Raw genomic sequence first — 23,561 nt, 5'->3', positions numbered from 1 at the left:
TAAGGGCAGAAATTCGATAGCCCTGGCTTTGGCGATGCGATCGCCTGCGAACACTTTGACTTGGATGCCGACTGTTTGACAAGCTGGGAGGGCAGGGAGCTCAATTCATGACTCAATGCTATCAATTGCTCGTCTGCTATCCCCAAAAGACTGAGCGCCATTTAGACAATTGAATTGAGATTTTGGGCTGCATCGTTCAATTGTTGAGTGCCTACTTTGGTTTGAGTAATACCACTAGCGGTTTCTTTTGCCGCTAGGTTGAGGCTGTTCATCGCATCGACTACTTGTTGAATGGCCACTGCTTGTTGTTGAGCAGTTAGAGAAATTTGTTGATTGTTTAATACCACATTGTTAACAGCATTTGCCACTTCCGAGAAAGCTGCTGCCGTTTCTTGACTGATTTTGGTTCCTTCTTCTACTGTTTTAGTACCTTCCTTTGTCACCGTTACGGTGGAATTTATCGCATTCTTGATATCATCGACTAGGCGGTTAATTTTCTCGGCTGATTTCTTACTTTTATCTGCTAGTTTGCGGATTTCTGTGGCTATGACAGTAAAACCTTTGGCGTTTTCGCCGGCCCGGACTGCTTCTACTGAGGCATTCAGTGCCAGCATATTTGTTTGATTGGCTAAATCTGTGACATCCGTAGAGATATTGCCAATCTGATGGGTTTGTTCGCTCAAGTTCAGAATTTGTGACGCTATCGCCCCGACATTTTTTTTCAAGATTGTCATCGATTCCAGTGTTTGCTCCACTGCTAGGGTTCCCTTTTCAGCGATCTTTAAAGCTTGCCGTGCAGATTCCGCACCAGCGTGGGCTTGCTGGGCTGATTGTTGGGAAGCAGCGCCCAACTCATCCATTGTGGTTGTAGTTTGATTTACCGATCTCGATTGCTGTGCTGCTGTACGTTCCTGCTGTTCAACTGTAGCAGCAATCTCTGTGGAAGAACTGGCGATCGTATTTGCTACCTGATTGATTGGTCGGATAATTTTATTTGAAATAAACAAGACAATAAATGAACCCAATACTACAGCAATAACCGTACCCCCTATAGAAACAATCGTCGCTAATTGCTCCGACTGTTTTGCTATTTTTGTTCGTTGAACCAGTAGAGTATCTTCTACCTTAAGCATTTCTGCCAGCTTATCCCTAATTTCATCCATAAATATCTTGCCTTTACCTGAAATCACCAAGGCTCTTAATTCGGGTTCTTTTCCAGCCCTTTTCAGGGATATAGTTTCCGCTAATTCATCTAGTTTTTGCTGAGCAAAATTTTCAACTTGCTCCAACCTTTTAACTTGCTCCGGGTTATCTTTTATTAACTCTTTTGTATCATTTACTGTTTTATAAAAGGCGACTCTCCCCTTGTTGTAAGGTTCTAAAAATTCCTCATTTCCAGCGAAGATAAACCCCCGCTGTCCTGTTTCAGCATCCAATAAACCTTTTTCTATAGCTTGCAAGTTTGTCTTGACTACATAGGTGTGCGTTTGCAACTCAATAGCTTCGGCTAAATTATCCATACTCAATTTAGTAGCCAATCCGATGCTAATCATTAACAAAAAAATTGAGCCGAAGCCTAACGGAACTACTTTACTCAGCCGAATAATATTTTGCGACATTGCCCTTTTTACTCCTTGATTAGTTATTTACTTTGGCAAAATAGATAGTGTGAAAAATGATTCCTTGCGTAAGTCCTATTAAAATAAGTTGCTAATTATGTCCTATACATTGATTCACCCTCTTCCCAAGCCTTCTGCCACCTCCGCCTGCCCCTCCTAAAAGAGCAAGGGGAAAAGGAAAAAATTTTATAGATGGGCGAGAAGCTTTAATCCTACTCTTACTGCCCTTATCCCCTGGTGCAGAATTGCGGGCTGGGGGATGAGGGGGAATAACTAGCAACTTGCGTTATTAGCCTATTTCTTTACGCATATATCCGTCGATCTTAGTAGGGTTTTTCACTAGCGACTCTAGGGGCGGGTTTAATGGGGAATATAATAAATATGGGAGCATCTCATATTTGTAAAAACACTTCTTCTGGCTCCTTCCTTCTGACTCTTTCCTCCTGGCTCCTGGCTCCCAACTCCCAACTCCCAACTCCCATTTCTACCTTGGCTGCTTTCATTGAGATGCTCCCATAAATATTATTACTTGACATCCACAGAAAACCAGCATCTACCCACTAACTTAGACAATTGAATTGAGATTTTGGGCTGCATCGTTCAATTGTTGAGTGCCTACTTTGGTTTGAGTAATACCACTAGCAGTTTCTTGTGCCGATAGGTTGAGGCTGTTCATCGCCTCCACTACTTGTTGAATAGCCACTGCTTGTTGTTGAGCAGTTAGAGAAATTTGTTGATTGTTCAATACCAGATTGTTAACAGCATTTGCTATTTCCGAGAAAGCTGCTGCCGTTTCTTGACTAATTTTTGTTCCTAATTCTACTGTTCTAGTACCTTCCTTTGTCACAGTTACGGTGGAATTTATCGCATTCTTGATATCATCGACTAGGCGGTTAATTTTCTCGGCTGATTTCTTACTTTGGTCTGCTAGTTTGCGGATTTCTGTGGCTATGACAGTAAAACCTTTGGCGTTTTCGCCGGCCCGGACTGCTTCTACTGAGGCATTCAGTGCCAGCATATTTGTTTGATTGGCTAAATCTGTGACATCAGTAGAGATATTGCCAATCTGATGGGTCTGTTCGCTCAATTGCAGAATTTGTGCTGCGATTGCCCCGACATTTTCTTTCAATATTATCATCGATTCCAGGGTTTGCTCCACGGCTAGGGTTCCCTTTTCAGTGCTCTTTAAAGCTTGCCGTGCAGATTCCGCACCAGCTTGGGCTTGTTGGGCTGATTGTTGGGAAGCCGCGCCCAACTCATCCATTGTGATTGTAGTTTGATTTACAGAGCTCGATTGGTGTGCGGCTGTGCGTTCCTGTTCTTCCACTGTGGCCGCAATCTCTGTGGAAGAACTGGCGATCGCATTCACTGCGTCACTAATTGTTTTAGCAATACCTGAAGAGATTAAAAAGGCAGCAAGTAAGGCGATCGTGATGCCTAAGACGGCACCAACCAAAACGGCAGCGACTAAAAATCTGATATTTTCTTCTGCCTTGGAAGTTGCAGCGTCCAAAATTTCATGCTCTTTTTCATTAAAAGAGCGATTTAATTCGTTGAATTCATTGATGATTAATGTCCCTTTTTTCGTGGCAAAAACTTCTAGCGCTTCTTTTTGCTTTCCTTGCTTGACTAAATTAATCATTTGTCCAGCAAAATCATCATATTGTTTTTGTAAGCCCATTAATTTTTGCAATCGCTCTTTTTGTCTGGGATTTTCAATCGTCTTGCCTAGAGATGCTGCTGTTTCTTTAAATGTTTGTAAATTTTTCTGATAAGCATTTAAATAATCTCCATCCTTGATCAGAATATAGCCCCTAGTATCTCCCACCATCTTGGCCATGTAAAAACTCATAGAATCTGTCCCTTCTATGGCAATAAGCGAGCTTTTTGTTTGTTTATATGACTCGGCTATCTTACTGGCGCTAGAGAAAACTGGCGCTACTAATCCTACAAATAAAGCAATGGGAACTGCATATCCGAGTAACATCTGGTTTCTCAGCTTTAAGTTGACAAACATAGCAATCTCTCCTTTGGGGTTAGGTAGCTGAATTATCTGATTGTCAACCATTGATTCACACTCATCAATAAAAACCTGGCAAAACTTAATGTCGAGCAAGCGATGCAGGCCAAGCCTTTAGGATTAACGGTTGTTCTACCTGCTGCGATTTTGGTTGGATAAATCTTGTTTATTCGATTGTAGCGGGAAATTGAAGAACGAAACCCAAACATCGTCAAATTCTCTCTCCCACTCTTCCTCTCTCCTACTATTGATTGGGGTTCAAGTCGATCGCATAAATGTTACAACCTAGTTAAGCAACAAAATTTTGAGTTCATGGAAATAGTAGTGACGCTGGTGCTGGGTTCGGTGCTGTTTGTTTGGGGAATGCGGTTTGGGCGGGTGTTAGTTCGATCGGGAGTGACGGCTAATGATTTGTTTAAGGGTCGAAATTCGATCGCCCTAGCTTTTTTGGTTTTTTATATTGCCTTGCTGCTACTGGCTCTAAATATGCCTCAAATGCCTGTTTTGCCGATCGAGTGGCGCTTTCACGGGATGCAAGTTACTTGGACTTTGCTACGAGTGATGTTGATGGGAGTCTGCGGTATTGGCTTTAGTATAAGTTGGTTGACAGCGCGACCCCAAGTAATCGCAGTAATTTTAATTTGCTTGTTGGGATTGGGAGGATTTACAGGCGCTGAAAACTATTTCATGGCGCCAATTTACGATGATTTAATAGATAATTTGCAGCCAAACGGTGTATTTCGGCAAACATCTAACAGCAGTTGCGCCCCCGCGGCCCTAGCAACAGTGTTAAGGCGTTGGGGAATCGAGGCGACGGAATCGAGTGTAGCGCGTTTTGCCCGGACGAGTCGCTTGGGAACTTCCATGCCGCAGTTAATTATAGCAGCAAGAGCTTTGGGCGTAAATGCGATCGAACTAAGGCCTACTTGGGAGCAAATTCAGCAAATTAATCGCCCCGGAGTGCTAGCAGTTTGGCTATTTGACGGCCCTCGGAAGCTACCCCACGCGGTCGCTTTGCTGGGCATGAATGACAGTGTAGCTGCCATTGGAGACCCGGCGCGGGGCAGGATTTTCTATTTAGATAGGGCAACTTTTACCCAGATTTGGCGCGAAGAATACGTGCCGATTTTTCGTTCGGCGGATATCTTGTTAAGTGACAAACAAGCTGTTGACTATTTGAGTAAATTAGGATATAATTCTGGTAATTTGCAAGCAGATATCGAGCGCTTTCAAACAGAGAAAAAGTTAAAGGTCAGCGGCAAATTAGACCGAATGACTGAGTTAATGTTGAGCGGCAGTTTTTTGCAAGAAGTCCCCAGATTAGATGGGAAATAGTTATTGAAAATCGTCAACTGCAGAGGAACTATTGACCGACAGAGAAGAGGAATCATGCGGTTTTTTTCAAACAATCTTTGAGTCATTCGTTCCTCGATATCGCAAATATTCGATCGCCCCAGCAGATGATCGGCGATCGCACCTTGGTAGCATGGCTGCCTGAAATTACCGTAAGCGTAGGCAGTTGCATCTAATTTCTCGTATATTTTTACCCTCGATTGCACCTTGAGTACGCCTCACCGTTTTTGACAATTGGGAACAGTTGAGTCGCTCATTTTAGGCTCAGACAGCTTGACTTCCCATCCAGGTAAATTCCACCAATTAACTCGCTGATTCGGCTGAATCCAGAAGTTTAGTTGTGTAATCTTACCATCCTCAAATCTGAGTGTGGGAAAGTTAGGATAACTGGTATCATCGGTTTCGCGATAAGTGCGTCCCAGGTAATTTAGGCAGGTAGTTAATCCCTCAGTAATTCCCAATTCTTCGACTCCCGTTCCCTTCAATTTGCCATCATCGTAGCTGAAAGAACCGTCGAAGGAATTGCCCGCTAACCCGCCTTTGGTAACAGTGATGGTGAAATCGTAGGTTACGGGAACTGCGTAGGCTTGGGTTGCAGTGACAACTGTGCTCAGAAGAGTCGTGGCGATGGCTACCGAGAGTTTTGAAATTGCTCGCACACTCGCATCCCGAAAAGGAACAACACTATAAATTTCGCTTGCAGCCATCAGGAAACTCCTTGATTACACTTCTACAGTAAGTGATTTTTCGGATATGATATCATAAGTAATCCGTTAAATGCGATCGCAGCAAACTTCCCAGCTAACAAAAATTACCGTCACTGGTGAATAAGGTATACTTTTTTGCACTGAAAACCTCAACAGAAAACAAACGTCTTTAATCCCCCAGAATTAACTGAGTAGATTGAACAATATTCATTCCCGCCGCCGCAAATTTTTGATAAGCTGCATCTGCTTGTTCCGTAAAATCAACAACACCCGGAACAACCACAGGCGAAGTGCAATCTTCCAGCAAATAAACCTTGTTTGCCAAATTCGGATCTCGCGCCAAAATTTCCGTTAACAAATCATCAATTGTCCAAGCAACGCAGTGACTTTTGGCTTGTCCGGCAATAATTACCGCATCAAAATCGAGTAATTTATCAATAAACTTAGCATTCTTTTCCGCAATCGGATTGCCGTCGAATCCATCTAAAACTTCCGGCCGCAAAACCGAATAGTTTTCTGTCAGTGGATTCCCCCCTTTGATTTCAAAAAGTGCTTGGCTGTTGCGGGCTATAGTATGAAAAAATATTGCTTCTTCCACCGCAGAAACCAGCGCGTGTCCGATGCCACCCAGCATCGAGTGATAGGGCCAAATTGTCAGGGGGTATTTCCCATCGGCGCTGAGTTTTTTGACGTAGTGGCAAGCCTGTTTTTCCAGTGCTGAAAAATTGCCCCCGCTGATGCTAGCGGCGACGGCTGGATTGACTTTCCAAATGCCTTTTTCGACATCTTCAAGTGTAATAGAAGTTGCGGCGGGTAGGGGGTGTTCGCCAGCTTCGTTTATCCAAAAAATTGGATGAAAAATTTGCATGGCGGTGTGGGTGTCCATTGTCGGCGCAATGGTTGTAATCGCGTTTAAATTGCGGTAAATAAATTCGCACAGCCGCAGGTTGTCATCGATAGCACCGCTACCCGAACGCCCGCCCACAAATAATTCAAATTCGGGCAGACAAAAGGTATTTTGGGCATCGATTATCATCAAACAAATGCGGTTTTTGTCGCTGGATGCTGGTTGGATGTTGTGCTGCTTTGCCCAATCTTTCGCTTGGGTGGCGCGTTCTTGGTAGGGGACTCGCCAGACTTCGCCTATTTTTTTGGGGTCAAAATGTTCGGGGATTGGGAGTTGGGCTTTTGGTGTCATAACCTATCGCTTTTATGGTAGTTGACAGTAATAATTTAAGTTTGGAGTATAATGCTGATCAATATTTGCGGGTGAATCATGGCAAAAGCACGAATCCAAGATTATGCTAGGGTAAAATTTAAACGCATACTGTTGTTTTTTTCGATCGCACTTTTGCTTGCTATCTTAATTGTAGCAACTAGATCTGCCTACGTTCAAGATGTTTTGAGAACTCTGTTAATGCGGATCGAGGATTTAGGGTGGTGGGGGCCAGTGGCTTTTGTAGCTACTTATAACTTGGCTACTGTGCTGTTTGTACCGGGTTCGCTACTGACGCTGGGAGGGGGGGCGATTTTTGGTTTGTGGTGGGGTTCTGTTTACGTTTTTGCGGCGTCCATTTTAGGTGCTGTATTTGCTTTTGCGATCGGGCGCTATTTGTGCCGCGATCGCGTGGTAAAATATATGGAATCTCACCCCAAGTTTAAAGCTCTCGATCGCGCAGTTTCCCAACAAGGATTAAAAATAGTTTTTTTGACTCGTCTTTGTCCTTTATTTCCTTTCAATTTATTGAATTACGCTCTGGGAATCACTCAAGTTTCTTTGAAAGATTACGTATTAGGTTCCTTTGGCATGATACCGGGTACAATTATGTACGTTTACTCCGGTTCTTTGGTGGGAGAGGTTGCTGCGATAGGCACGGCAACTGTGTATGAAAGTCCTCAAGATTCCGCAGTAAAATGGTTGATTAATATTATCAGTTTTCTTGCTACTGTCGCTGTTACTGTATTTATCACTCGCATAGCCAGCAAAGCTTTGGAAAAAAGTATTTAATTAGGAGAATTGGCCAATGTCGCAGTCAAAAGTTGATCGCGTAACTGTCCCCCCGATGGACGAGCACAACCAAAAATTAGTCTCCTATTTGCATCCCCCCGATTGGGTAAATCCGCAGCCGGCTAGTTCTTATAATTTAGTAGTAATTGGCGCGGGGCCCGCTGGATTAATTGTTGCTGCCGGTGCCGCGGGTTTGGGCGCGAAAGTTGCTTTGATTGAAAAACATTTGATGGGCGGCGACTGTTTGAATGTCGGTTGTGTGCCGTCAAAAGCTTTAATTCGATCGTCTCGCACTGTTGGCGATATCTGGGAAGCCAATAAATTTGGTGTTAATGTTTCTGACAGTGTAGAAGTGGATTTTGCCGCTGTGATGGAACGGCTGCGCCGCATCAGGGCGGGAATCAGCGATGTTGATTCTGTTGAACGCTACCAGTACAAATTAGGAGTTGATGTTTTTTTAGGTTCGGGTAGTTTTACTAGCAATAATACCATAGAAGTTGCAGGTCAAACTCTTCGCTTTAAAAAAGCAGTAATTGCCACAGGTGCAAGGGCGCTACAACCACAAATTCCCGGCTTACAAGAAGCTGGATATCTGACAAATGAAACTGTGTTTAACCTGACGGAAAGACCTCAGCGTTTGGCAGTAATTGGCGCAGGGCCGATCGGCTGCGAATTGGGTCAAGCCTTTCGGCGGCTGGGTTCGGAAGTCGTATTGCTGCACAAAAATGCTCAGATTTTAGACAAAGAAGATGCGGATGCTGCTAAAATCGTGCAGCAGGCTTTTGTACGCGAAGAAATTCAACTAATACTAGAATCCACAATAGAGCGCGTTGAGCCAACAAATGCAGGCAAAATAATTTATTATAAATCTCAGGGTAAGGAAGCATCGGTAACAGTAGATGAAATTATTGTGAGTACAGGGCGATCGCCCAATGTGGAAGGGCTGAATCTGGAGGCGATCGGCGTTGAATACGATACATACACGGGCGTATTTGTCAACGACAACTTGCAAACTACTAATCCCCGCATTTATGCCGCCGGCGATATTTGCATGAAACATAAATTTACTCACGCTGCTGATTTTGCCGCGAGAATGGTAATTCAAAACACTCTATTTTTCGGGCGCAAAAAACTCAGCGCTTTGACGATACCTTGGTGTACTTACACAAACCCGGAAATTGCGCGCGTGGGAATTGGGGAACACGAGGCTAAGGAAAAAGGCATTGATCTAGATACATTTTTAATTCCTTTCAGTCAAGTCGATCGGGCAATTATTGACGGCGAAGAGGAAGGATTTGTGAAAATCCACGTCAAGAAAGGCAGCGATAAAATATTAGGTGCAACTATTGTAGCGCCGCACGCTGGGGATATGATTAGCGAGATTACTTTGGCAATGGTTAACAATATTGGTTTGGGAAAGATTGCTAGCACAATTCACCCGTATCCCACACAAGCTGATGCAATCCGGAAAGCGGGAGATGCTTACAATCGCACTCGTTTGACTCCGTTTGTGAAAAATTTGTTTAATCGCTGGCTGGCTTGGACGCGATAAGTAAATAATTGTGGAATAGGCATCTTGCTTGTTCATTATCGGCTTTTATGGGCGGCGTCTAAGCCCACCACAAACTAAATTTCACTCTCTGTGGAACAGGCATCTTGCCTGTTCATAAAAAAGCTGCAAAATTAGGTGTGTTTTTATCCTTCTGTTTCTGTTTCCAATCCAACACCTTCATACAAAAGTGCGATCGGCAAATCAAACTCAATGCTTGATAAAGTGATAATCTCCCCAGCAGTGTAAGAATAGTACAGCCACATTCTGCCCTCGCCCCGACAGTAACGCTCAACAAAAATCTTTTGTGAATCAATCAAGATATACTCTTGCAAAGTCGGAATTTTTAGGTAACAAGTGAATTTTTCATCCCGATCTTTAGCACTTGTACTGGGAGAAAGAACTTCCACAATGATTTTAGGATTCTGAATGAAATTGCGTGAATTAATGTCTTCTGGATCGCAACTGACTATCACATCCGGGTAGTAGTAACGGCTTTGAAAGTTAACTTGCAATTTAACATCTGACACGTTCATTCGACAGCCTCTGGAACGCAGATGCGGGTACAAGTTCCTGTAAAAGTTAAGTGCCAGATCGTTATGAGGAATTGTACTGCCTGTCATGGCAAAAACTTCGCCGTTGACATATTCGTGGCGAATCTCTTGTTGAGCTTCCCATTCTAGGTATTCCTCAACCGTCATTTTTTGGGGTGCTTGGGGAATGGCTATCATAACAAAATTTTTTGTAATGTTACTTTGATTATAGCATTAGGCATGGGACAATTGTCAGAAAAACCATAGGTCAAAAATCCCCTTCATCTACTTGGAATACCGTCAATCCCAAGCCTCTCCACATATCAACAACTTGCTGGCGATCGTCCAACACAAACTTAACATTATATTTCCCTGCAATATGCTGCCGATACAACTCTTCTTTCATAATCGCATCCTTCCTCATATCTCCGGTTTTCCGCAGATAAAGGGCAGCATAATTAACCTCATACTGCTGCAACCATTTTTCAGTTTGAGGCTGACAGTCATCTGTTCGGCCCGACACTACAATAATATGGGCGCTGGTTTGCCACTTGCGAACGGTATCTAAGACGGGCTGATTCGGTAAATCGCGATCGCACGTTGAAGCATCAAAAGGATTTCTACCGTTGAGAAGTGCCAGCGTACCGTCCATATCAACAATAATTGCATCCGGCAAATCCGGGTTATATTCCGGCGGCCCAACCGGAACCCGCACATACTTATTGTACATCTTCATGATCACATCTTTGCCCACCGAATTAAGCCTTTTCAAATCCCGTTTAATACATTCTTCAACCGGAACTTGCAGGAAAGAATCATTAACTTCGACAACAGCTTTACCTTTAACCAACTCCTTGATATGCTCGATGTGATGACCAAAATTAGTATCATCAACAATGACGTGTTTGCCACTTTCCAAAGCCATCAAAATAATCGTATCTCTCAATTTCACAATAAACTTTTCATTTGCCGGCGACCAATGAGAAGCGTGAGCCATTTCTCTGAGCAAATCTTTATTGCTACGCACCCACTTGGCAGGTTCAGACAGCAGCAATTCCCTAGCAAATTGAGATTTTCCCGAAGCAGGTAAACCGACAAGTACAATAACTCTTTTCATGGCAATTGGTAAGTGGTAATTGGTAATTGGTAATTGGGCAGTGGGCATTGGGCATTGGGCATTGGGCATTGGGCATTGTTTAAATACTTACCTCTTCCTGACATCCGTTACATCCGTTACATAATCCGTTGCCGAACTTCCCTTTTCCCTCTTCCTTAAACATCTGCCTCACGCTCGATAATTAATCCGTCTATCCGTGTCAAAATCCGTGTCGTGCCTTCTTCTACAAACCTAGATGGATGTAATCTAAACCCAATAGATCCTCTATTTTATGAATAGTAACATCGCGGAGAGCTTCTTTCACTCCCGCAACTCTTCTGGCCCGCAAAGAAAACAAAATCCCGGAATACGGCAAATGTTTCACAGCTAAGGCAAAATCTTTCTGAACTTCGATATGTTCATGCTGTCGGTAAGCTTCCTCGATTTCTTCAACCAAAGATTGATATTTGTCCTTAACTTGTTGATACAACCCACTCCACTCAGGAAAATAAGCTAAAAACTCTTCTCCTTCATTAGTTAAAACAATTTCTATCAGGCGGCGGGTCGAAAACCCTTCGCGGAGATGGGAAATCGCGACATATTGCGGAGACTTAACTTTAACTCTGTTGAAGTTAGCGTCGCAGATAATATACCCTTCCGAATCCATCGGATCTAAATGTTGAGCCGCTTCAATAACTTCTTTCCAGCTAGTTAAAGGATAGGATGCTACCAATTCCCAGCCGTATTTATTTGCCCAAAGACTCGGGTCTGTTTCTAGCAGCGTTTGAGTGTTGCGAACCCCGTGCAGCACGATTTGATTGTTTTGTTGCTGGACAACTATTCTATTGTAAGGCGTCATCAACTCAAAGATAAAACACTGGTCGGTTTCTTGTGGCAATTGATATCCCAATTCTTGCCAGACTTTCCAAAAAAGTTCGGCAAAGCTGAACCCAAAACCATTAACTTCGCCGGCGGCGTCGGGAGTGCCGCTAGATTGCACTCTCCATTCTCCCTTGTAAAAATACAGTACAGTCAGAGAACCGTCTAGTTTTTCGTAAACTTTGGCATTTGTCCAATCAATTGCAGTGGCGTGAATTTCTCCGTAATTAAAAAATTTGTCGTAGGGATAAGAAACTATCTGCCAATTTTGAGATGAATCTAAAATAATGCCTCGGCACTGCTGGACTATTTTTTCGCCCAGGGGAGATTCTATCTGCGAGTATTTCAGACAGACTAAATCGGGATATTGGCGGTGGCGGGTAACTTTGATATGATAAGTTTCGGACAAAGTTTCCAATCCGTACTGGCGCAAATACTCTTGCAGTTCCACGATCGACTCCTAAATTGCTCGCCTTCTCTATATTATAGATGACTTCATATTCTGGCAACCTTGTCAAGATAGTCAAAAAACATTTTTCCCGGAAAAGCGAGTGTTAATTTGGTATTTTGAATTAGGGTTGTAGATAGGTGAATGCGGTTTGCCGCCCAACTAAACTCTTGGAATATTAAGGAAAAAGACCGTGAAGAAGAAATTATTACTTTTGGCTACTTCTGCTGGTGTATTGACTGCTTTAGTACCTCTCTCGGTTGTTTTTGGCTCTTCGCAATTGTCGCAGCGACAATCGGGAACAACACAAATTGCTCAAGGAGGCACTGCGGTTCCGGTAAATCAAATTTTGCAAAAGTTAAAAGGCAAAACGCAAGTGCCTATTTTTATTTCCAGCAGGATTCCGCTTTCGGGAAAAATGTACTATCCAACTACAGCACAAGCAAACAGCTATGCTATTTCAATCGATCATAAACCAGATTGCGGCGGTACGACAGTTTGCTCTTTTGGGTCAATTCTAGGTCAAAAAGGCGGGGAGTTTACTACAAAACTAGAAGGGGTAACTAAGACGTTAAAAAATGTCAAACTTGCGGGCGGAGTGAAAGGAGTTTATCATAACGGTTGCGGGGCTTACTGCACAGCAACTCTTCAATGGAAAACTCAGGGTTTTATGTATACCGTCGCCATTAAGAACGGACGAGAATCTGATTTAATTTTAATAGGAAATTCTGCTATTCAAGGTGGGAAGCGTTAAGTTTGGCAGTCGGAGAGGCACAACTTCTATATGTAGGGTGCGTAAGGGCGCACCTTACGTTTATTGTATGATATATCTTAACTCGCACTCGCCCCTTACAAGATGCTATATTTTTTTGCGCTTACCTACTTAGGGAGAAATGAGGATGAGGGGAAAATGGCTATTGGCGGCGATTTTTACTGGTGTGGTGACTGCTTTTACGATTCCCTACCCTTCGGGAACCCCTGCGGGGAACGGGATAGCTTCGCTTCACGCACCTTTGACACCAAACTCAGCGTTAGCAAGGACTCAAGTCCCGATTACAGAAATCCGCTGGTTTAATTATTCCCCTGAAGATAGCTGGCAACCGATACAATTTATTGTACCCGATCGCAACACTGCAACATCTGCCGGCAGCCGCAAGTTGCGGTTGTACGATGTTCATATTGCCAAGATGTTTGAGATTTCGCGTTTTTTGTGCGATCGCGATCGTGCTTCTGAGGGTTACAATTGGTCTTATCAAGCAGAAAATGGCAGTATTGAGATGGGACGCTTCAAAATTACCTGCAATCTCGCCCGTTCCATAGCCACAGCTTACGGCTTAGGAAAACCCGAAATTACAGTGATTCGCCGCAACTTCAACCTGAACAACGGTCGCCCTTCTTTTGCACTAGAAAAATACTCGATTCCCACTCTCAACATTGCTAAAAATAGAGTTGTGCAGTGGAGAGAGTTTGTGCAAAAGTTTCCCTCAATCCCCGATTATTCAGGCGCAAAACAGGCTAACAGTCGTTTTCCTGCGAGTAACATCTTCAGACAAATCAAAGGCAAAACGCGAGTGCCTGTTTTTCTTCCGAGTAGACTTCCTTTATCAGACATTCAGCAACTTGATTTTGATGTGCAAGCCGGTGCCAACGGTTACATTGTGGGAATGTATTTAGGCAAAGGATGCCGCGCCGGAGCCTGTTATTTCGGCACAATCGAAGCTAAAAGAAATGAACCGTTTTCGCCTCCTTCCCGATTGCCGCAGGATACTTACAGAAGCGTTGAATTGGCGGGCGGATTCAGGGGGATTTATTTCAATAATTGCGGTGCTTACTGCACTGCTTTTGTTGAGTGGCAAAGGCTGGGGGTGCTGTACCGAGTCACAAGGAAAAACGCACGGCAGCAAGAAGTTGTCCAGATAGCAAATTCTGCACTTCAAGCAGGCCAACGTTAAATTTGGGTGATAAATGGAAAAGGTACGGGCGAGCCAAGCTATCCCGAACGCGCGTGCGTTCCCGCAGGGTAGGGAATCGACCTTTTTCACTCCTCATAAACTTTATTCTGGACAAACTGAATGGTCGCGGTCAAACCAAATGATGTAGTAAACAGACTGAACGCGAAACCCAAATATCCGTTTTTTCTCATCAATTCGCATTTCGGATAACCTCTCATCTTCAGGAATATTGTCAGGCAAAGTCGGATGAAGGTTAATCAACTTATAACCAGTTCCCACTGATTCACCTCGTTTTTTTGATCCGTGACCTTTGATTTGGCCCCAAGTATATTTATCAATTTTCTTTAGTCCTTCAATTAGGTCATTGATTTCTGATGATGTCCAGTCAGACAAAAGCCAACGATTTTTATCTGCATAGGTAAATCTGAAGCTAGGATGCTCATCATCTGTACTGCTTGGTCGATTTAACTGAGTTGCTTGCTCTGGAATTCTACTTTGTTGCTTTTTTTGAGATGGCTTTGGTATTTGACTTTTTTTCCCCACTTACGCCTCCACCAAAGGTGCATAGCAGGATTTCATATCCTCGCGGGAGATGATTTTAGTTGAGGTTTCGGCAGGTTCTAATCCCTTGCGGGCGTTGAGCCAAGGTGTCTCTGATTGCGTCAATTCTGCAAGATGTTTAGCACTTAATTCTCCATAAGCATTCCAAACTTCTTCGAGAACCTCGATCTCATCTTCATCAAATTCTTCTTCAAAATTATCTGGAGCTGGAATATCGCTATATTTGTAAGCTTTGTACTCATCCCAAACATCGCGGACAATGGGGCCGGAAACCCAAGCTTCAATATCTTGCTCAAATAGCGGCTGGCTTCTAAAGACTAAACTCCAAGCTTGTGCATAATACACGAGCTTTTGCAGTTTCAGAGGAGAAATGGTATCGCCTGCTTCTCGATCGACACGACATAAAAAGTAACGAGCTACGTCAAGAGCACTTTTCATAGTTTTAGGATTTTAGTAATTTGACAAATTCACTTTTGATGCTAAGCTATTTGGTGGCTTTAGAAGTACGATCGCAATTACGATCGCCCTTTTCCCCTCGCAACTACATTTCTCTCCCCAAATCCCGCAACCTTTGAGCTAATTCTTTCTCGCTGCTGCTGAGCTAACTCGTCATGCCAACCAGGTTCATCCGGATCGACCCTAGGTAAATCGTACATCTTGCACCATTCTCAAGAACAGGCAAGATGCCTGTTCCACAAAGAGTAGATTTTCTTGTGGAACGGGCATCTTGCCAGTTCCTAAAAGGCTTATTGACAATGGTGCAACCTCTCAGTGAATAGTACATCATCGGCAGCCTTTGCTTCGGAATGTCGATCGCCCCCATGCCAGCGACGCCCAATGCTGGATGGGAAACATCATCAACGCTCACTGCTACTGGCGGTCATACCATTTTAGATTTTAGATTTTAGATTTTAGATTTTAGATTGGCAAGGGCTTATTATGTAAAGGTTTGGAGCTTGCCTACCGTTGCATCCTTTTTTCAAACAGGCGGTCAAAATCTGGTATTTCTATTTGATCGCCCGAATTATCCCAACCAGCAATTAAAGTCCCCACCTGCGGTACGCTAGATCAGGTGAATATATTGGCTGATTTCAAGCTATCCTCCGATCGATCTTATGTCCCCAACCACATCTGCCCCTTCCCGAACCGTTCGCATCGGTTCCCGCAAAAGCCAACTCGCTCTCGTGCAAACCCACTGGGTGCAAGAACAGCTACAGAAACACTTCCCGCAACACACTTTTGAAGTCCACACCATGTCCACCCAAGGGGACATAATTCTTGATGTCGCCCTCGCTAAAATTGGCGATAAAGGACTTTTCACCAAAGAATTAGAAACGGGGATGATTAACAATGAAACGGACTTTGCCGTTCATTCCCTCAAAGATTTGCCTACCAATTTGCCCGAAGGTTTAATTTTAGGATGCGTCACCGAACGGGAAAATCCCGCTGACGCCCTGGTAGTTCACTCCAAGCACAAAGACAAGCAACTCGACACCCTCCCAGAAGGTTCAGTAATCGGCACTTCTTCCCTGCGGCGGCTAGCTCAACTGCGACACCATTTCCCTCATTTTGAATTTAAAGATATTCGCGGCAATCTCAATACTAGACTCGCTAAATTAGATGAGGGAGGTTACGACGCGATTATTTTAGCAGTTGCCGGCCTCGAAAGATTGGGAATGGGCGATCGCATCCACCAAATTATCCCTGCTGAAATCTCCCTTCACGCCGTCGGACAAGGTGCTTTGGGCATCGAATGCCGCGCCGGAGACACCGAAATCATGGCAGTGATTAAAGCTCTTGAACACTCGGAAACCGCCCAAAGATGTTATGCTGAACGCGCATTTCTGCGGGAATTAGAAGGCGGCTGTCAAGTGCCGATCGGCGTCAATACCAAAATAGAAAACGGTCAATTAACCTTAACCGGAATGGTATCGAGTCTCGACGGCCAGCGATTCGTCAAAGATACTGTTTCCGGCGCCGCCGAGACTGCTGAAATGCTGGGAATTGACCTCGCTCACCGACTGCGCCAACAGGGTGCTAGTGCAATTTTGGAGGAAATATTTGTCGAAGTTCAACGTGGTTCATAAAACCGATTCGCATCTGTTTGTAAATGCTTTGAGACGCAATATATCGCCTTTTGTAAAATAAAAATAACAGGCGGTTTGCTTTGGCTTTCACAGGTAGAGTAGCAGTCTGATTGTAGATTTTTGATGGGATTTTAGGTAGGACTTGTGCGATAGATTTCAAAAATATCTGACTAATTTAGGACGATCCGCACGGGTGTTAAGCAACCCGGTTTCTGATGTAAGTCTCGCTGTATAGCCCAAGATTTATGGTAAAAACCGGTTTTTTTTTCGTAAGTCCTATAATTCTTAACATCCCCATCCACAATCTACAATCAAACATCCAAAATTAATCAGCAATTTATTTCAGGTAAAGGCCCAATATGAGCGCTAGAGAAATTCAATTAAAGCTGGAATTGAAAAAGGTTCAGCAACTATATAGAAAAATGCAAGCAGACCAACAAGCTTTGCAGAAGCAATTGAAAGAGTTCAAAACTCAAGCAGGAAATTTTTCTGATGTAGTCGAGCAAGTCTTGCCGTCCTTAGTTTCAATTTACGTCATGGATTGGGATACAGAAGAAGAGATTTCTTCAGGAAGTGGGTTCTTTGTATCGCCGGACATAATTGTTACGAACTATCACGTCGTAGAAGATATTGCCGATCAAGATTACTTCTATGAAGAAGATGAAATCGAACAGGTTTTAGTCGAAACTCACGACGGAAAATTGAGATTGGCCGAGGTGGTGTTTACTGGTAATGCTGAAGAAGATTTAGCATTACTCTTAATTAGCGATTTTACCTTCGACCCGAATACAGGGGAACAAGTGGACTCTCCCCAAGAATATCCTCCCCTAGAGTTGTCTTTTGATGTGAAAGTGGGAGATAGAGTAATTGCCGTCGGCAATCCTTTGGGGCAGTTTGCTTCAACTGTAACTCAAGGTATTGTGAGTGCAATTCGCGAACCAGAGGAATATGAGGAAGGCGACGATGAAGATGATGTTGCTGAGGTGAAGGTGTTGCAAACTGATGCGGCGATTAATCCGGGAAATTCTGGCGGCCCGTTGATTAATATGGCTGGTCAAGTGGTTGGTGTGAATACCTGGGGATTGGAAGATGCCGACAGTATTAATTTGGCGATCGCCTCTGAAGCTTTGGATGATTTTCTAGCGGGATTTGAGGAGACATTTGAGGAGAATTCTCAGAATTAGTCGGGAGTTATCCGTAATATGTGATTCGGGCGATCGCCCTTGTTCTCAGAGGGGATGGAAAAGGCGATCGCTATTTTTTTAATTACATACTGAATTACATATTGAGGGCTTTGCGTTCAGTTTTACTAATGCGTAAAAAATCTCAAACAGCATACCATTTTTGATGTTTACCGTCATTCAGAAAGTGACATATAAATTTGATTAGAACCTGAAAATTGTCGCGGGAGGGGAGTCGGGGCGAGGACTATTTTTTTCACTGCACAGCGACGCGGATGGAAAAAGGGCGATCGCATTCTTGAGTAAACTGCGATCGCTACAGCAACTCAGATTTATACTTGTTTTTGGCAGGCGCGTTAATATTGTGCCACTCGCCATTTAAACTTAATCTAGACTAACAATCTCAAGGAACACAAAAAAATAATGCGTATTTTATTTGTATCCGCCGAAGCATCACCCCTCGCCAAAGTCGGCGGTATGGGCGATGTCGTCGGCGCTTTGCCGAAATTTCTGCGGCGCATGGGCCACGATGTCCGCATCTTCATGCCCTACTACGGTTTCGTCCCCGACAAAATGGACGTTCCCAAAAAACCTGTTTGGGATGGGTCTGCCATGTTCCAAAGCTTCTCGGTGTTTGAAACTGTTTTGCCGGGAACCGATGTACCTTTATACTTATTACAACATCCATCTTTCTTGCCGCGCCGCGTTTACGGCGGTGTAGATGAAGATTGGAGGTTCACTTTCTTTGCCAATGCTGCGGCTGAATTTGCCTGGAATCATTGGAAGCCTCAAATTATTCACTGTCACGACTGGCATACGGGGATGATACCTGTTTGGATGAGCCAAGACCCCGATATCAGCACGGTTTTTACTATTCACAATTTAGCTTATCAAGGGCCGTGGCGCTGGCGTTTGGAGCAGATGACTTGGTGTCCTTGGTATATGCAAGGTCACAATACAATGGCTGCCGCAGTACAGTTTGCCGATCGAGTAAATACAGTTTCACCGACTTACGCCGAGCAAATCAAAACCCCAGCTTATGGGGAAACTTTGGAAGGTTTGCTGTCTTACCTCGGCGGTAAAGTATCGGGCATTTTGAATGGAATTGATACAGAATCTTACAACCCAGCAACTGACAAGTACCTCCATCAACAATTTAGTGTTGATACTATTGAAAAGCGCCCCGCTAATAAAATTGCGCTGCAAGAAGAAGTCGGTTTGGAAGTAAATAAAAATGCCTTTTTGATCGGCATGGTGACGCGGCTGGTAGAACAGAAAGGATTGGATTTGATAATTCAAATGCTCGATCTGTTCATGGCCTATACCGACGCTCAATTTATTGTACTCGGAACGGGCGATCGCTACTACGAAACCCAACTCTGGCAAATGACAGCCCGCTATCCCGGTCGGATGTCCACCCAACTACTTTACAACGAGGCCCTCTCCCGGCGCGTTTACGCAGGCTGCGACAGCTTCCTGATGCCCAGCCGTTTCGAGCCCTGCGGCATCAGTCAAATGCTCGCCCTCCGCTACGGGTGCGTGCCAATGGTTCGTCGCACCGGCGGTTTAGTCGATACCGTTTCCCACAACAACCCGATCGACAATACCGGTACCGGTTACTGTTTCGATCGCTACGAACCCCTGGACTTGTTCACCTGCATGATCAGAACTTGGGAAGGTTTCCGCTACAAAGATAAGTGGAGAGAACTGCAACAGCGCGGCATGAGAGAAGATTTTAGCTGGGATATTTCGGCCCGGAAATACGTCAACTTGTACAGCGATATTTTGGGACTGCCACCCGAAGGAATCGCACCGGAACAAGAGCCAGAATTGATCGTTGGTAAGGGTTAATCTTAGTAAGGTGCGTCAGTCGGTGTTTGATTCGACTGAATCGAAGGGCGATCGGCTGACGCACCCTACAGCTTAGTCCGCAGTCAGTCAATCGATTTTAGATTTTAGATTTTAGATTTTAGATTGAAGCATTGACCCCACGGATAAATTCGGGGGCTTGTATCCTGGATGCTTTCAGTCGGTTTTTGATTCAATTTAGTTGATCGACTGACTACTGACTAATGACTACTGACTAATGACCAATTAATCAAATAAATCGAGAGGTAAATGACCATAAGTGCCAGTAACTCCATCTTCTGAGGCAGATTGACACGAAATCAAAACGCCCCGGTAAGTTCCGGGATAGCCGTCAACATAATACGACCCCTTCAAAGTATTGAACTTAATATAAACGGAACCCGCAAAGGTCGAGACAGCATTGGGCTCTAAAACAGCTTGATATCCCAAAGCTTTTAAATAAGCTTCTAAAGCTAAAAACCCCTCATCCATCGAAGAAGCGCACACTCCCAACATTTGATAATCCGACAAACTTGCTACCAGCAAAATCGCTTGACGGAGTGCCTTTTTTTCCAACGGCGATGCTACAGATTGCATATCCAGACAAGTGAAATCTTTGAGGATTTGCTGTGCTTCTTCAACAGTTAGGGTAGTCGGGTTTTGAGTAGACATGAATTGCTCTGATATTTCCCAAAATTAGGATCGACACTGGGGTACTCGTCAACGAATTTCTGCCATTGCGACCCTCGATCGACGGCGGTAACACTTGCACAAGTTCTGATTATAGCCCATTGTGTGCTCTGGCAATCAATTCGGGCGATCGTCTTCGAGGACTTCGCCAATGCCCGTATCGCACAAAAAAGTTAGTAGTTTTTACCGATGTTTTCAAATTTAGATCAATCCGCGTTTTTTCAGCTTTGCTAGTGCATCTTCTGCCGCATTTTTCTCAGCATCTTTTTTGCTTTTGCCTTTACCTTCTCCATAGAGTTTCTCTGCAACATAAACTTTAGCGAGAAATTCCGGCTTGTGGGGTGTGCCTCCTGCTTGGATAGTCACGTATTTGGGGGGAGTCGTGTCACCATTGGCCTGTACCCATTCTTGGAAGCGATTTTTCGAGTCTACAGTCGATCGAGTTTCCACTACATTTTCGGGAACAGAATCAAACATTTGTTGGACAAAGCTGCGAACTTTGTCCATGTCTTGCGTGTCGAGATAGTAAGCGCCAATAAATGCTTCAAAAGTGCTACTGAGCAAATTTGGATTAGTAATCCCACCTTCTCGATAAGCTCCTTTTCCGAGCCGCATTTTTAAGTCTAAACCTATTTCAGTAGCAAATCTGGCTAATTGTTTTTCATCTACTAATGCAGAACGCCGGCGAGTCAGTTGGTCTTCTCCCATTTCTGGATGACGCTGATAGAGATATTCGCCGCTGAGAAAAGTCAGCAAAGCATCGCCGAGAAATTCTAAGCGTTCGTTGTCTTCTTCGCGGAATGTGGGGTTTTCGTTGACGTAGGAACGATGGGTTAGTGCTTGGCGCAGCAGTTTTTCATTGTTGAATTCGGGAATGGTCATTTGTATTTCTTTTGTTGGGTTAGTTAATTGCATGGGAGTTTTGTAAGGGTTATTGTTTGTGGACTTTGGTGTTATTATGTGGACATGAAAGAGCCGCAAATAGCGGTAGGTTGGGAGAATCTAGTTTATCAAATAAACTAGATTTTTGCTATCTGCGGCGAGGTAAATTTCAGGGACATTTAGGCTGCTAGTTTGTAGCTTTCAAGCAACTTCGGTAATTCATCCAGAAAGTAGAATTCATTGGCGAGCCTTTCCAGATTCTTATTTTCACTATCTCGTCGAGCCACGATTATCACCTTTTTACCCTTGTCTTGCAGCTTAGGAATCAAGATTTCGTTATAGCCGTCTCCAGACCCAATGATAAATGTATGTGAATATGGACTAATTGCTGCTTCACCAGAACAGTCGAACAACAAACTAAAGTCAGCAGCATTTCTGATTGTCTGATATACATTAACACATTCCCAGCCAAGATTAACTAAGGTTCTTTTTTTTTCTTGATAAACCTTGTGGTCTTTTTCCCAATAGTCGTAAGCTTTTCTGTTGACTACATATCCCAATGAATTTCCCAAAAGTAAGAAGTTGTTTGCTAGCTTTTTATCTGGGATGTTCTGATGATCCCAATAAATGGAAACTAAAGGCTGAGACTGGCTTTTTTGTTGGCCTGTGGTTCGATGATTGTCTGTCATTGAATCGTTCCTAAAAAAGGGTGAGCAGACAGCATCAATAAATTACCCATCTAGCACGAAGTATTGTTTTTGGGTTCGCTCAAAAATGAGCTCGCCCATTTAACAAATGGCTCTAGTAAGAAACTATGAATTTAGTTTGTAGTTGTTTGGTTAGCGTCTCAGCGATACGATGTGTAAACTTCGGCTAGGGGTTCTAAAAACCCGTTGATATACACATTTAAACAAATGTTGTGCCAGCCGAAATAAACCCATCATCCTCGCTGAGACGACTTAACCAACACTCCTTGCTTTTGAATGAGGGTGTTTATCTCAGCTATACTACTTTGATGCTTGCACATTAATTCTAAAATGTCAATGGGTAATCTGATTTATTTTTTGAGCTTGATTTTATGAACGGGACTTATGCGATCCGACAAAAGAAACCGGGTTTTTTATCGAATCTGCGGGATGCAGCGAAGTATTTTCGCAAAAAAACCCGGTTTCTGGCTACTTGTGGGTAAGTCTCAATTCTCAGCTATAGTCTATTAGGGGAAATTTTACACCAAATGGGATGATACCATAATCCTAAAACAGTGTAATTTTTACCCTATGTTGCGAACTTGCAGAACGTCGCGACGCGACAAATGGTTTAGCTGGCTGAGTGAGTCAATGGAAGCTTGGGATTTTTGCCGTCGGTGGTTCCACGCCACACAAGAAGAAGAAAAAGCCAGAGGCTACAAAGCGCGTTGCAACCTGCTTCTGGTAAAGGTTTTAGGCGTTAATATTGATGCCGTCAAGCGGTGGGGGCCGAGTTTTGAAAAAATGCCAGACCACCACAAGCGTACCTTGTCATACGCTGACACGCTGCGAGAGATGATAGAGGTTGCTGGCAAAAATGAAGATTTTTTGGAGGAGGTACTAGAACGAATCAAAAACAAATCTAAGAAAATAGGGGAATATTTACACTGAATTGGTGGCGTCAAGCGGGCTGGGTGTTGTATTTTTTGGATGTAGCACTCAACTAGCAAAAGCCTTTAATCACTGTGACACAGAGTTTTTTATCCAATTCCAGCAGCGACGCCATTCAACTTCCCGCGTCCCAGCTAACTCCCGACACAGCAAATCCTGAGAAAGAACCCCTCAAACATCTGCTGATAGGTTCTCCCCAAGCTGTCAGGAGTACAATTTACCTACTCCACGCGCGCGGGTACGCTGAGGTTGGTGTCTGGAGTCCCCTGCTACCAACTGCTAAAAGTGGTGAGGTGATGAGTATTTTTGTGAAATACCTTCGCATCTAATAGATTCAGATTGCATGGTGCCCCGGAATTATGCTGTGTGCGAAACAATTAGGGTTTGCTCTTCCGGGGCAACCCAGGCGGAGTGTCACTAGATTTTTGCTATTTTATGTTAACTAAAAATTATTTTTCTGACATCCTTCGACCCACGCGCCCTGACCTCAGAAACCCGGTTTCTTCTTGTA

The 23,561-nt window shown here is 43.8% G+C and carries 23 protein-coding genes; 10 read left to right on the top strand and 13 right to left on the bottom strand.

Translation table 11 applies throughout. The features are described from left to right. Nucleotides 1–161: 161 nt before the first annotated feature. Nucleotides 162–1,619 carry a CHASE3 domain-containing protein gene (locus QT979_RS11360; RefSeq protein WP_333309938.1) on the bottom strand — a complete coding sequence of 486 codons (1,458 nt, stop codon included), beginning with the start codon at nt 1,617–1,619 and terminating at the stop codon, nt 162–164. Nucleotides 1,620–2,184: 565 nt separating this feature from the next. Then, nucleotides 2,185–3,687 carry a methyl-accepting chemotaxis protein gene (locus QT979_RS11355; RefSeq protein ID WP_333309936.1) on the bottom strand — a complete coding sequence of 501 codons (1,503 nt, stop codon included), beginning with the start codon at nt 3,685–3,687 and terminating at the stop codon, nt 2,185–2,187. 264 nt (nt 3,688–3,951) lie between these two features. On the opposite strand from QT979_RS11355, the gene QT979_RS11350 reads away from it, so the two are divergent. Further along, nucleotides 3,952–4,974 (top strand): cysteine peptidase family C39 domain-containing protein, encoded by a 1,023-nt coding sequence (locus QT979_RS11350; protein ID WP_333210916.1) that lies wholly within the window; start codon nt 3,952–3,954, stop codon nt 4,972–4,974. Nucleotides 4,975–5,210: 236 nt separating this feature from the next. Here the strand turns inward: QT979_RS11350 and QT979_RS11345 are convergent, their stop codons facing one another. After that, nucleotides 5,211–5,699: a hypothetical protein gene (locus QT979_RS11345; RefSeq protein WP_333210914.1), complete on the bottom strand. Its 489-nt coding sequence runs from the start codon at nt 5,697–5,699 to the stop codon at nt 5,211–5,213. 169 nt (nt 5,700–5,868) lie between these two features. Further along, nucleotides 5,869–6,897: an isochorismatase gene (locus tag QT979_RS11340; RefSeq protein ID WP_333309933.1), complete on the bottom strand. Its 1,029-nt coding sequence runs from the start codon at nt 6,895–6,897 to the stop codon at nt 5,869–5,871. Between the two features lie 78 nt (nt 6,898–6,975). On the opposite strand from QT979_RS11340, the gene QT979_RS11335 reads away from it, so the two are divergent. After that, nucleotides 6,976–7,707 carry a TVP38/TMEM64 family protein gene (locus QT979_RS11335; protein ID WP_333309930.1) on the top strand — a complete coding sequence of 244 codons (732 nt, stop codon included), beginning with the start codon at nt 6,976–6,978 and terminating at the stop codon, nt 7,705–7,707. Between the two features lie 16 nt (nt 7,708–7,723). Further along, entirely contained in the window at nt 7,724–9,259 is a 1,536-nt protein-coding gene (locus QT979_RS11330) for a mercuric reductase (RefSeq protein ID WP_333309927.1), read from the top strand. A 143-nt stretch (nt 9,260–9,402) separates the two neighbouring features. On the opposite strand, the gene QT979_RS11325 is transcribed toward QT979_RS11330, so the two are convergent. From QT979_RS11325 to QT979_RS11315, 3 genes are all read right to left on the bottom strand, one after another. Beyond that, nucleotides 9,403–9,987, bottom strand: a complete 585-nt coding sequence (locus QT979_RS11325; RefSeq protein ID WP_333309925.1) for a Uma2 family endonuclease — start codon at nt 9,985–9,987, stop codon at nt 9,403–9,405. Nucleotides 9,988–10,057: 70 nt separating this feature from the next. Further along, a complete protein-coding gene (locus QT979_RS11320) occupies nt 10,058–10,954 on the bottom strand; it encodes a phosphatase domain-containing protein (RefSeq protein ID WP_333309922.1) in 897 nt (298 codons plus the stop codon). 175 nt (nt 10,955–11,129) lie between these two features. Next, nucleotides 11,130–12,215, bottom strand: a complete 1,086-nt coding sequence (locus QT979_RS11315; RefSeq protein WP_333309919.1) for a T4 RnlA family RNA ligase — start codon at nt 12,213–12,215, stop codon at nt 11,130–11,132. A gap of 190 nt (nt 12,216–12,405) precedes the next feature. Between QT979_RS11315 and QT979_RS11310 the strand changes: the two genes are divergently transcribed. Both QT979_RS11310 and QT979_RS11305 read left to right on the top strand, forming a co-directional pair. Next, nucleotides 12,406–12,966, top strand: a complete 561-nt coding sequence (locus tag QT979_RS11310) for a hypothetical protein (protein WP_333309917.1) — start codon at nt 12,406–12,408, stop codon at nt 12,964–12,966. A gap of 145 nt (nt 12,967–13,111) precedes the next feature. Further along, nucleotides 13,112–14,164, top strand: a complete 1,053-nt coding sequence (locus QT979_RS11305; RefSeq protein ID WP_333309914.1) for a hypothetical protein — start codon at nt 13,112–13,114, stop codon at nt 14,162–14,164. Between the two features lie 102 nt (nt 14,165–14,266). On the opposite strand, the gene QT979_RS11300 is transcribed toward QT979_RS11305, so the two are convergent. The 3 genes from QT979_RS11300 to QT979_RS11290 form a co-directional block, all read right to left on the bottom strand. Next, nucleotides 14,267–14,707: an MAG6450 family protein gene (locus QT979_RS11300; protein WP_333309912.1), complete on the bottom strand. Its 441-nt coding sequence runs from the start codon at nt 14,705–14,707 to the stop codon at nt 14,267–14,269. Beyond that, complete coding sequence (locus QT979_RS11295; protein WP_333210895.1) at nt 14,708–15,163, bottom strand: type II toxin-antitoxin system antitoxin SocA domain-containing protein; 456 nt, start codon at nt 15,161–15,163, stop codon at nt 14,708–14,710. 163 nt (nt 15,164–15,326) lie between these two features. Further along, nucleotides 15,327–15,593: a hypothetical protein gene (locus QT979_RS11290; protein WP_333309909.1), complete on the bottom strand. Its 267-nt coding sequence runs from the start codon at nt 15,591–15,593 to the stop codon at nt 15,327–15,329. Between the two features lie 247 nt (nt 15,594–15,840). On the opposite strand from QT979_RS11290, the gene hemC reads away from it, so the two are divergent. The 3 genes from hemC to glgA all read left to right on the top strand — a co-directional run bounded on the left by hemC (nt 15,841) and on the right by glgA (nt 19,844). After that, on the top strand, nt 15,841–16,812 hold the full coding sequence (hemC, locus tag QT979_RS11285; protein WP_333210892.1) for a hydroxymethylbilane synthase: 972 nt from the start codon (nt 15,841–15,843) through the stop codon (nt 16,810–16,812). Nucleotides 16,813–17,171: 359 nt separating this feature from the next. Beyond that, on the top strand, nt 17,172–17,996 hold the full coding sequence (locus tag QT979_RS11280) for a S1C family serine protease (RefSeq protein ID WP_333210890.1): 825 nt from the start codon (nt 17,172–17,174) through the stop codon (nt 17,994–17,996). A gap of 420 nt (nt 17,997–18,416) precedes the next feature. After that, nucleotides 18,417–19,844 (top strand): glycogen synthase GlgA, encoded by a 1,428-nt coding sequence (gene glgA, locus QT979_RS11275; RefSeq protein WP_333210888.1) that lies wholly within the window; start codon nt 18,417–18,419, stop codon nt 19,842–19,844. Between the two features lie 243 nt (nt 19,845–20,087). On the opposite strand, the gene QT979_RS11270 is transcribed toward glgA, so the two are convergent. From QT979_RS11270 to QT979_RS11260, 3 genes are all read right to left on the bottom strand, one after another. Next, nucleotides 20,088–20,513, bottom strand: a complete 426-nt coding sequence (locus QT979_RS11270) for a DUF1824 family protein (RefSeq protein ID WP_333210886.1) — start codon at nt 20,511–20,513, stop codon at nt 20,088–20,090. A gap of 219 nt (nt 20,514–20,732) precedes the next feature. After that, nucleotides 20,733–21,413 (bottom strand): ribonuclease III, encoded by a 681-nt coding sequence (rnc, locus tag QT979_RS11265; RefSeq protein WP_333309906.1) that lies wholly within the window; start codon nt 21,411–21,413, stop codon nt 20,733–20,735. A 179-nt stretch (nt 21,414–21,592) separates the two neighbouring features. Continuing rightward, on the bottom strand, nt 21,593–22,102 hold the full coding sequence (locus tag QT979_RS11260) for an NYN domain-containing protein (protein WP_333210882.1): 510 nt from the start codon (nt 22,100–22,102) through the stop codon (nt 21,593–21,595). A 588-nt stretch (nt 22,103–22,690) separates the two neighbouring features. On the opposite strand from QT979_RS11260, the gene QT979_RS11255 reads away from it, so the two are divergent. Both QT979_RS11255 and QT979_RS11250 read left to right on the top strand, forming a co-directional pair. Continuing rightward, nucleotides 22,691–23,050 carry a hypothetical protein gene (locus QT979_RS11255; RefSeq protein WP_333172864.1) on the top strand — a complete coding sequence of 120 codons (360 nt, stop codon included), beginning with the start codon at nt 22,691–22,693 and terminating at the stop codon, nt 23,048–23,050. Nucleotides 23,051–23,124: 74 nt separating this feature from the next. Further along, nucleotides 23,125–23,379 (top strand): hypothetical protein, encoded by a 255-nt coding sequence (locus QT979_RS11250; RefSeq protein WP_333210880.1) that lies wholly within the window; start codon nt 23,125–23,127, stop codon nt 23,377–23,379. Nucleotides 23,380–23,561 lie beyond the last annotated feature (182 nt).

The sequence above is a fragment of the Microcoleus sp. w2-18bC1 genome (assembly GCF_036700365.1).
Classification (GTDB): Bacteria; Cyanobacteriota; Cyanobacteriia; order Cyanobacteriales; family Microcoleaceae; genus Microcoleus.
Note: the sequence above shows the minus strand (reverse complement) of the source record. Positions and strands in the feature narration are given on the sequence as shown.

What these genes read in the sequence shown, in the direction of transcription:
- QT979_RS11255 (WP_333172864.1), top strand. Translation starts at nt 22,691, where the DNA reads ATGTTGCGAACTTGCAGAACGTCGCGACGCGACAAATGGTTTAGCTGG.
- QT979_RS11350 (WP_333210916.1), top strand. Translation starts at nt 3,952, where the DNA reads ATGGAAATAGTAGTGACGCTGGTGCTGGGTTCGGTGCTGTTTGTTTGG.
- hemC (WP_333210892.1), top strand. Translation starts at nt 15,841, where the DNA reads ATGTCCCCAACCACATCTGCCCCTTCCCGAACCGTTCGCATCGGTTCC.
- QT979_RS11340 (WP_333309933.1), bottom strand. Translation starts at nt 6,897, where the DNA reads ATGACACCAAAAGCCCAACTCCCAATCCCCGAACATTTTGACCCCAAA.
- QT979_RS11270 (WP_333210886.1), bottom strand. Translation starts at nt 20,513, where the DNA reads ATGTCTACTCAAAACCCGACTACCCTAACTGTTGAAGAAGCACAGCAA.
- glgA (WP_333210888.1), top strand. Translation starts at nt 18,417, where the DNA reads ATGCGTATTTTATTTGTATCCGCCGAAGCATCACCCCTCGCCAAAGTC.
- rnc (WP_333309906.1), bottom strand. Translation starts at nt 21,413, where the DNA reads ATGACCATTCCCGAATTCAACAATGAAAAACTGCTGCGCCAAGCACTA.
- QT979_RS11260 (WP_333210882.1), bottom strand. Translation starts at nt 22,102, where the DNA reads ATGACAGACAATCATCGAACCACAGGCCAACAAAAAAGCCAGTCTCAG.
- QT979_RS11280 (WP_333210890.1), top strand. Translation starts at nt 17,172, where the DNA reads ATGAGCGCTAGAGAAATTCAATTAAAGCTGGAATTGAAAAAGGTTCAG.
- QT979_RS11330 (WP_333309927.1), top strand. Translation starts at nt 7,724, where the DNA reads ATGTCGCAGTCAAAAGTTGATCGCGTAACTGTCCCCCCGATGGACGAG.
- QT979_RS11325 (WP_333309925.1), bottom strand. Translation starts at nt 9,987, where the DNA reads ATGATAGCCATTCCCCAAGCACCCCAAAAAATGACGGTTGAGGAATAC.
- QT979_RS11355 (WP_333309936.1), bottom strand. Translation starts at nt 3,687, where the DNA reads ATGGTTGACAATCAGATAATTCAGCTACCTAACCCCAAAGGAGAGATT.
- QT979_RS11345 (WP_333210914.1), bottom strand. Translation starts at nt 5,699, where the DNA reads ATGGCTGCAAGCGAAATTTATAGTGTTGTTCCTTTTCGGGATGCGAGT.
- QT979_RS11305 (WP_333309914.1), top strand. Translation starts at nt 13,112, where the DNA reads ATGAGGGGAAAATGGCTATTGGCGGCGATTTTTACTGGTGTGGTGACT.
- QT979_RS11360 (WP_333309938.1), bottom strand. Translation starts at nt 1,619, where the DNA reads ATGTCGCAAAATATTATTCGGCTGAGTAAAGTAGTTCCGTTAGGCTTC.
- QT979_RS11295 (WP_333210895.1), bottom strand. Translation starts at nt 15,163, where the DNA reads ATGAAAAGTGCTCTTGACGTAGCTCGTTACTTTTTATGTCGTGTCGAT.
- QT979_RS11320 (WP_333309922.1), bottom strand. Translation starts at nt 10,954, where the DNA reads ATGCCCACTGCCCAATTACCAATTACCAATTACCACTTACCAATTGCC.
- QT979_RS11335 (WP_333309930.1), top strand. Translation starts at nt 6,976, where the DNA reads ATGGCAAAAGCACGAATCCAAGATTATGCTAGGGTAAAATTTAAACGC.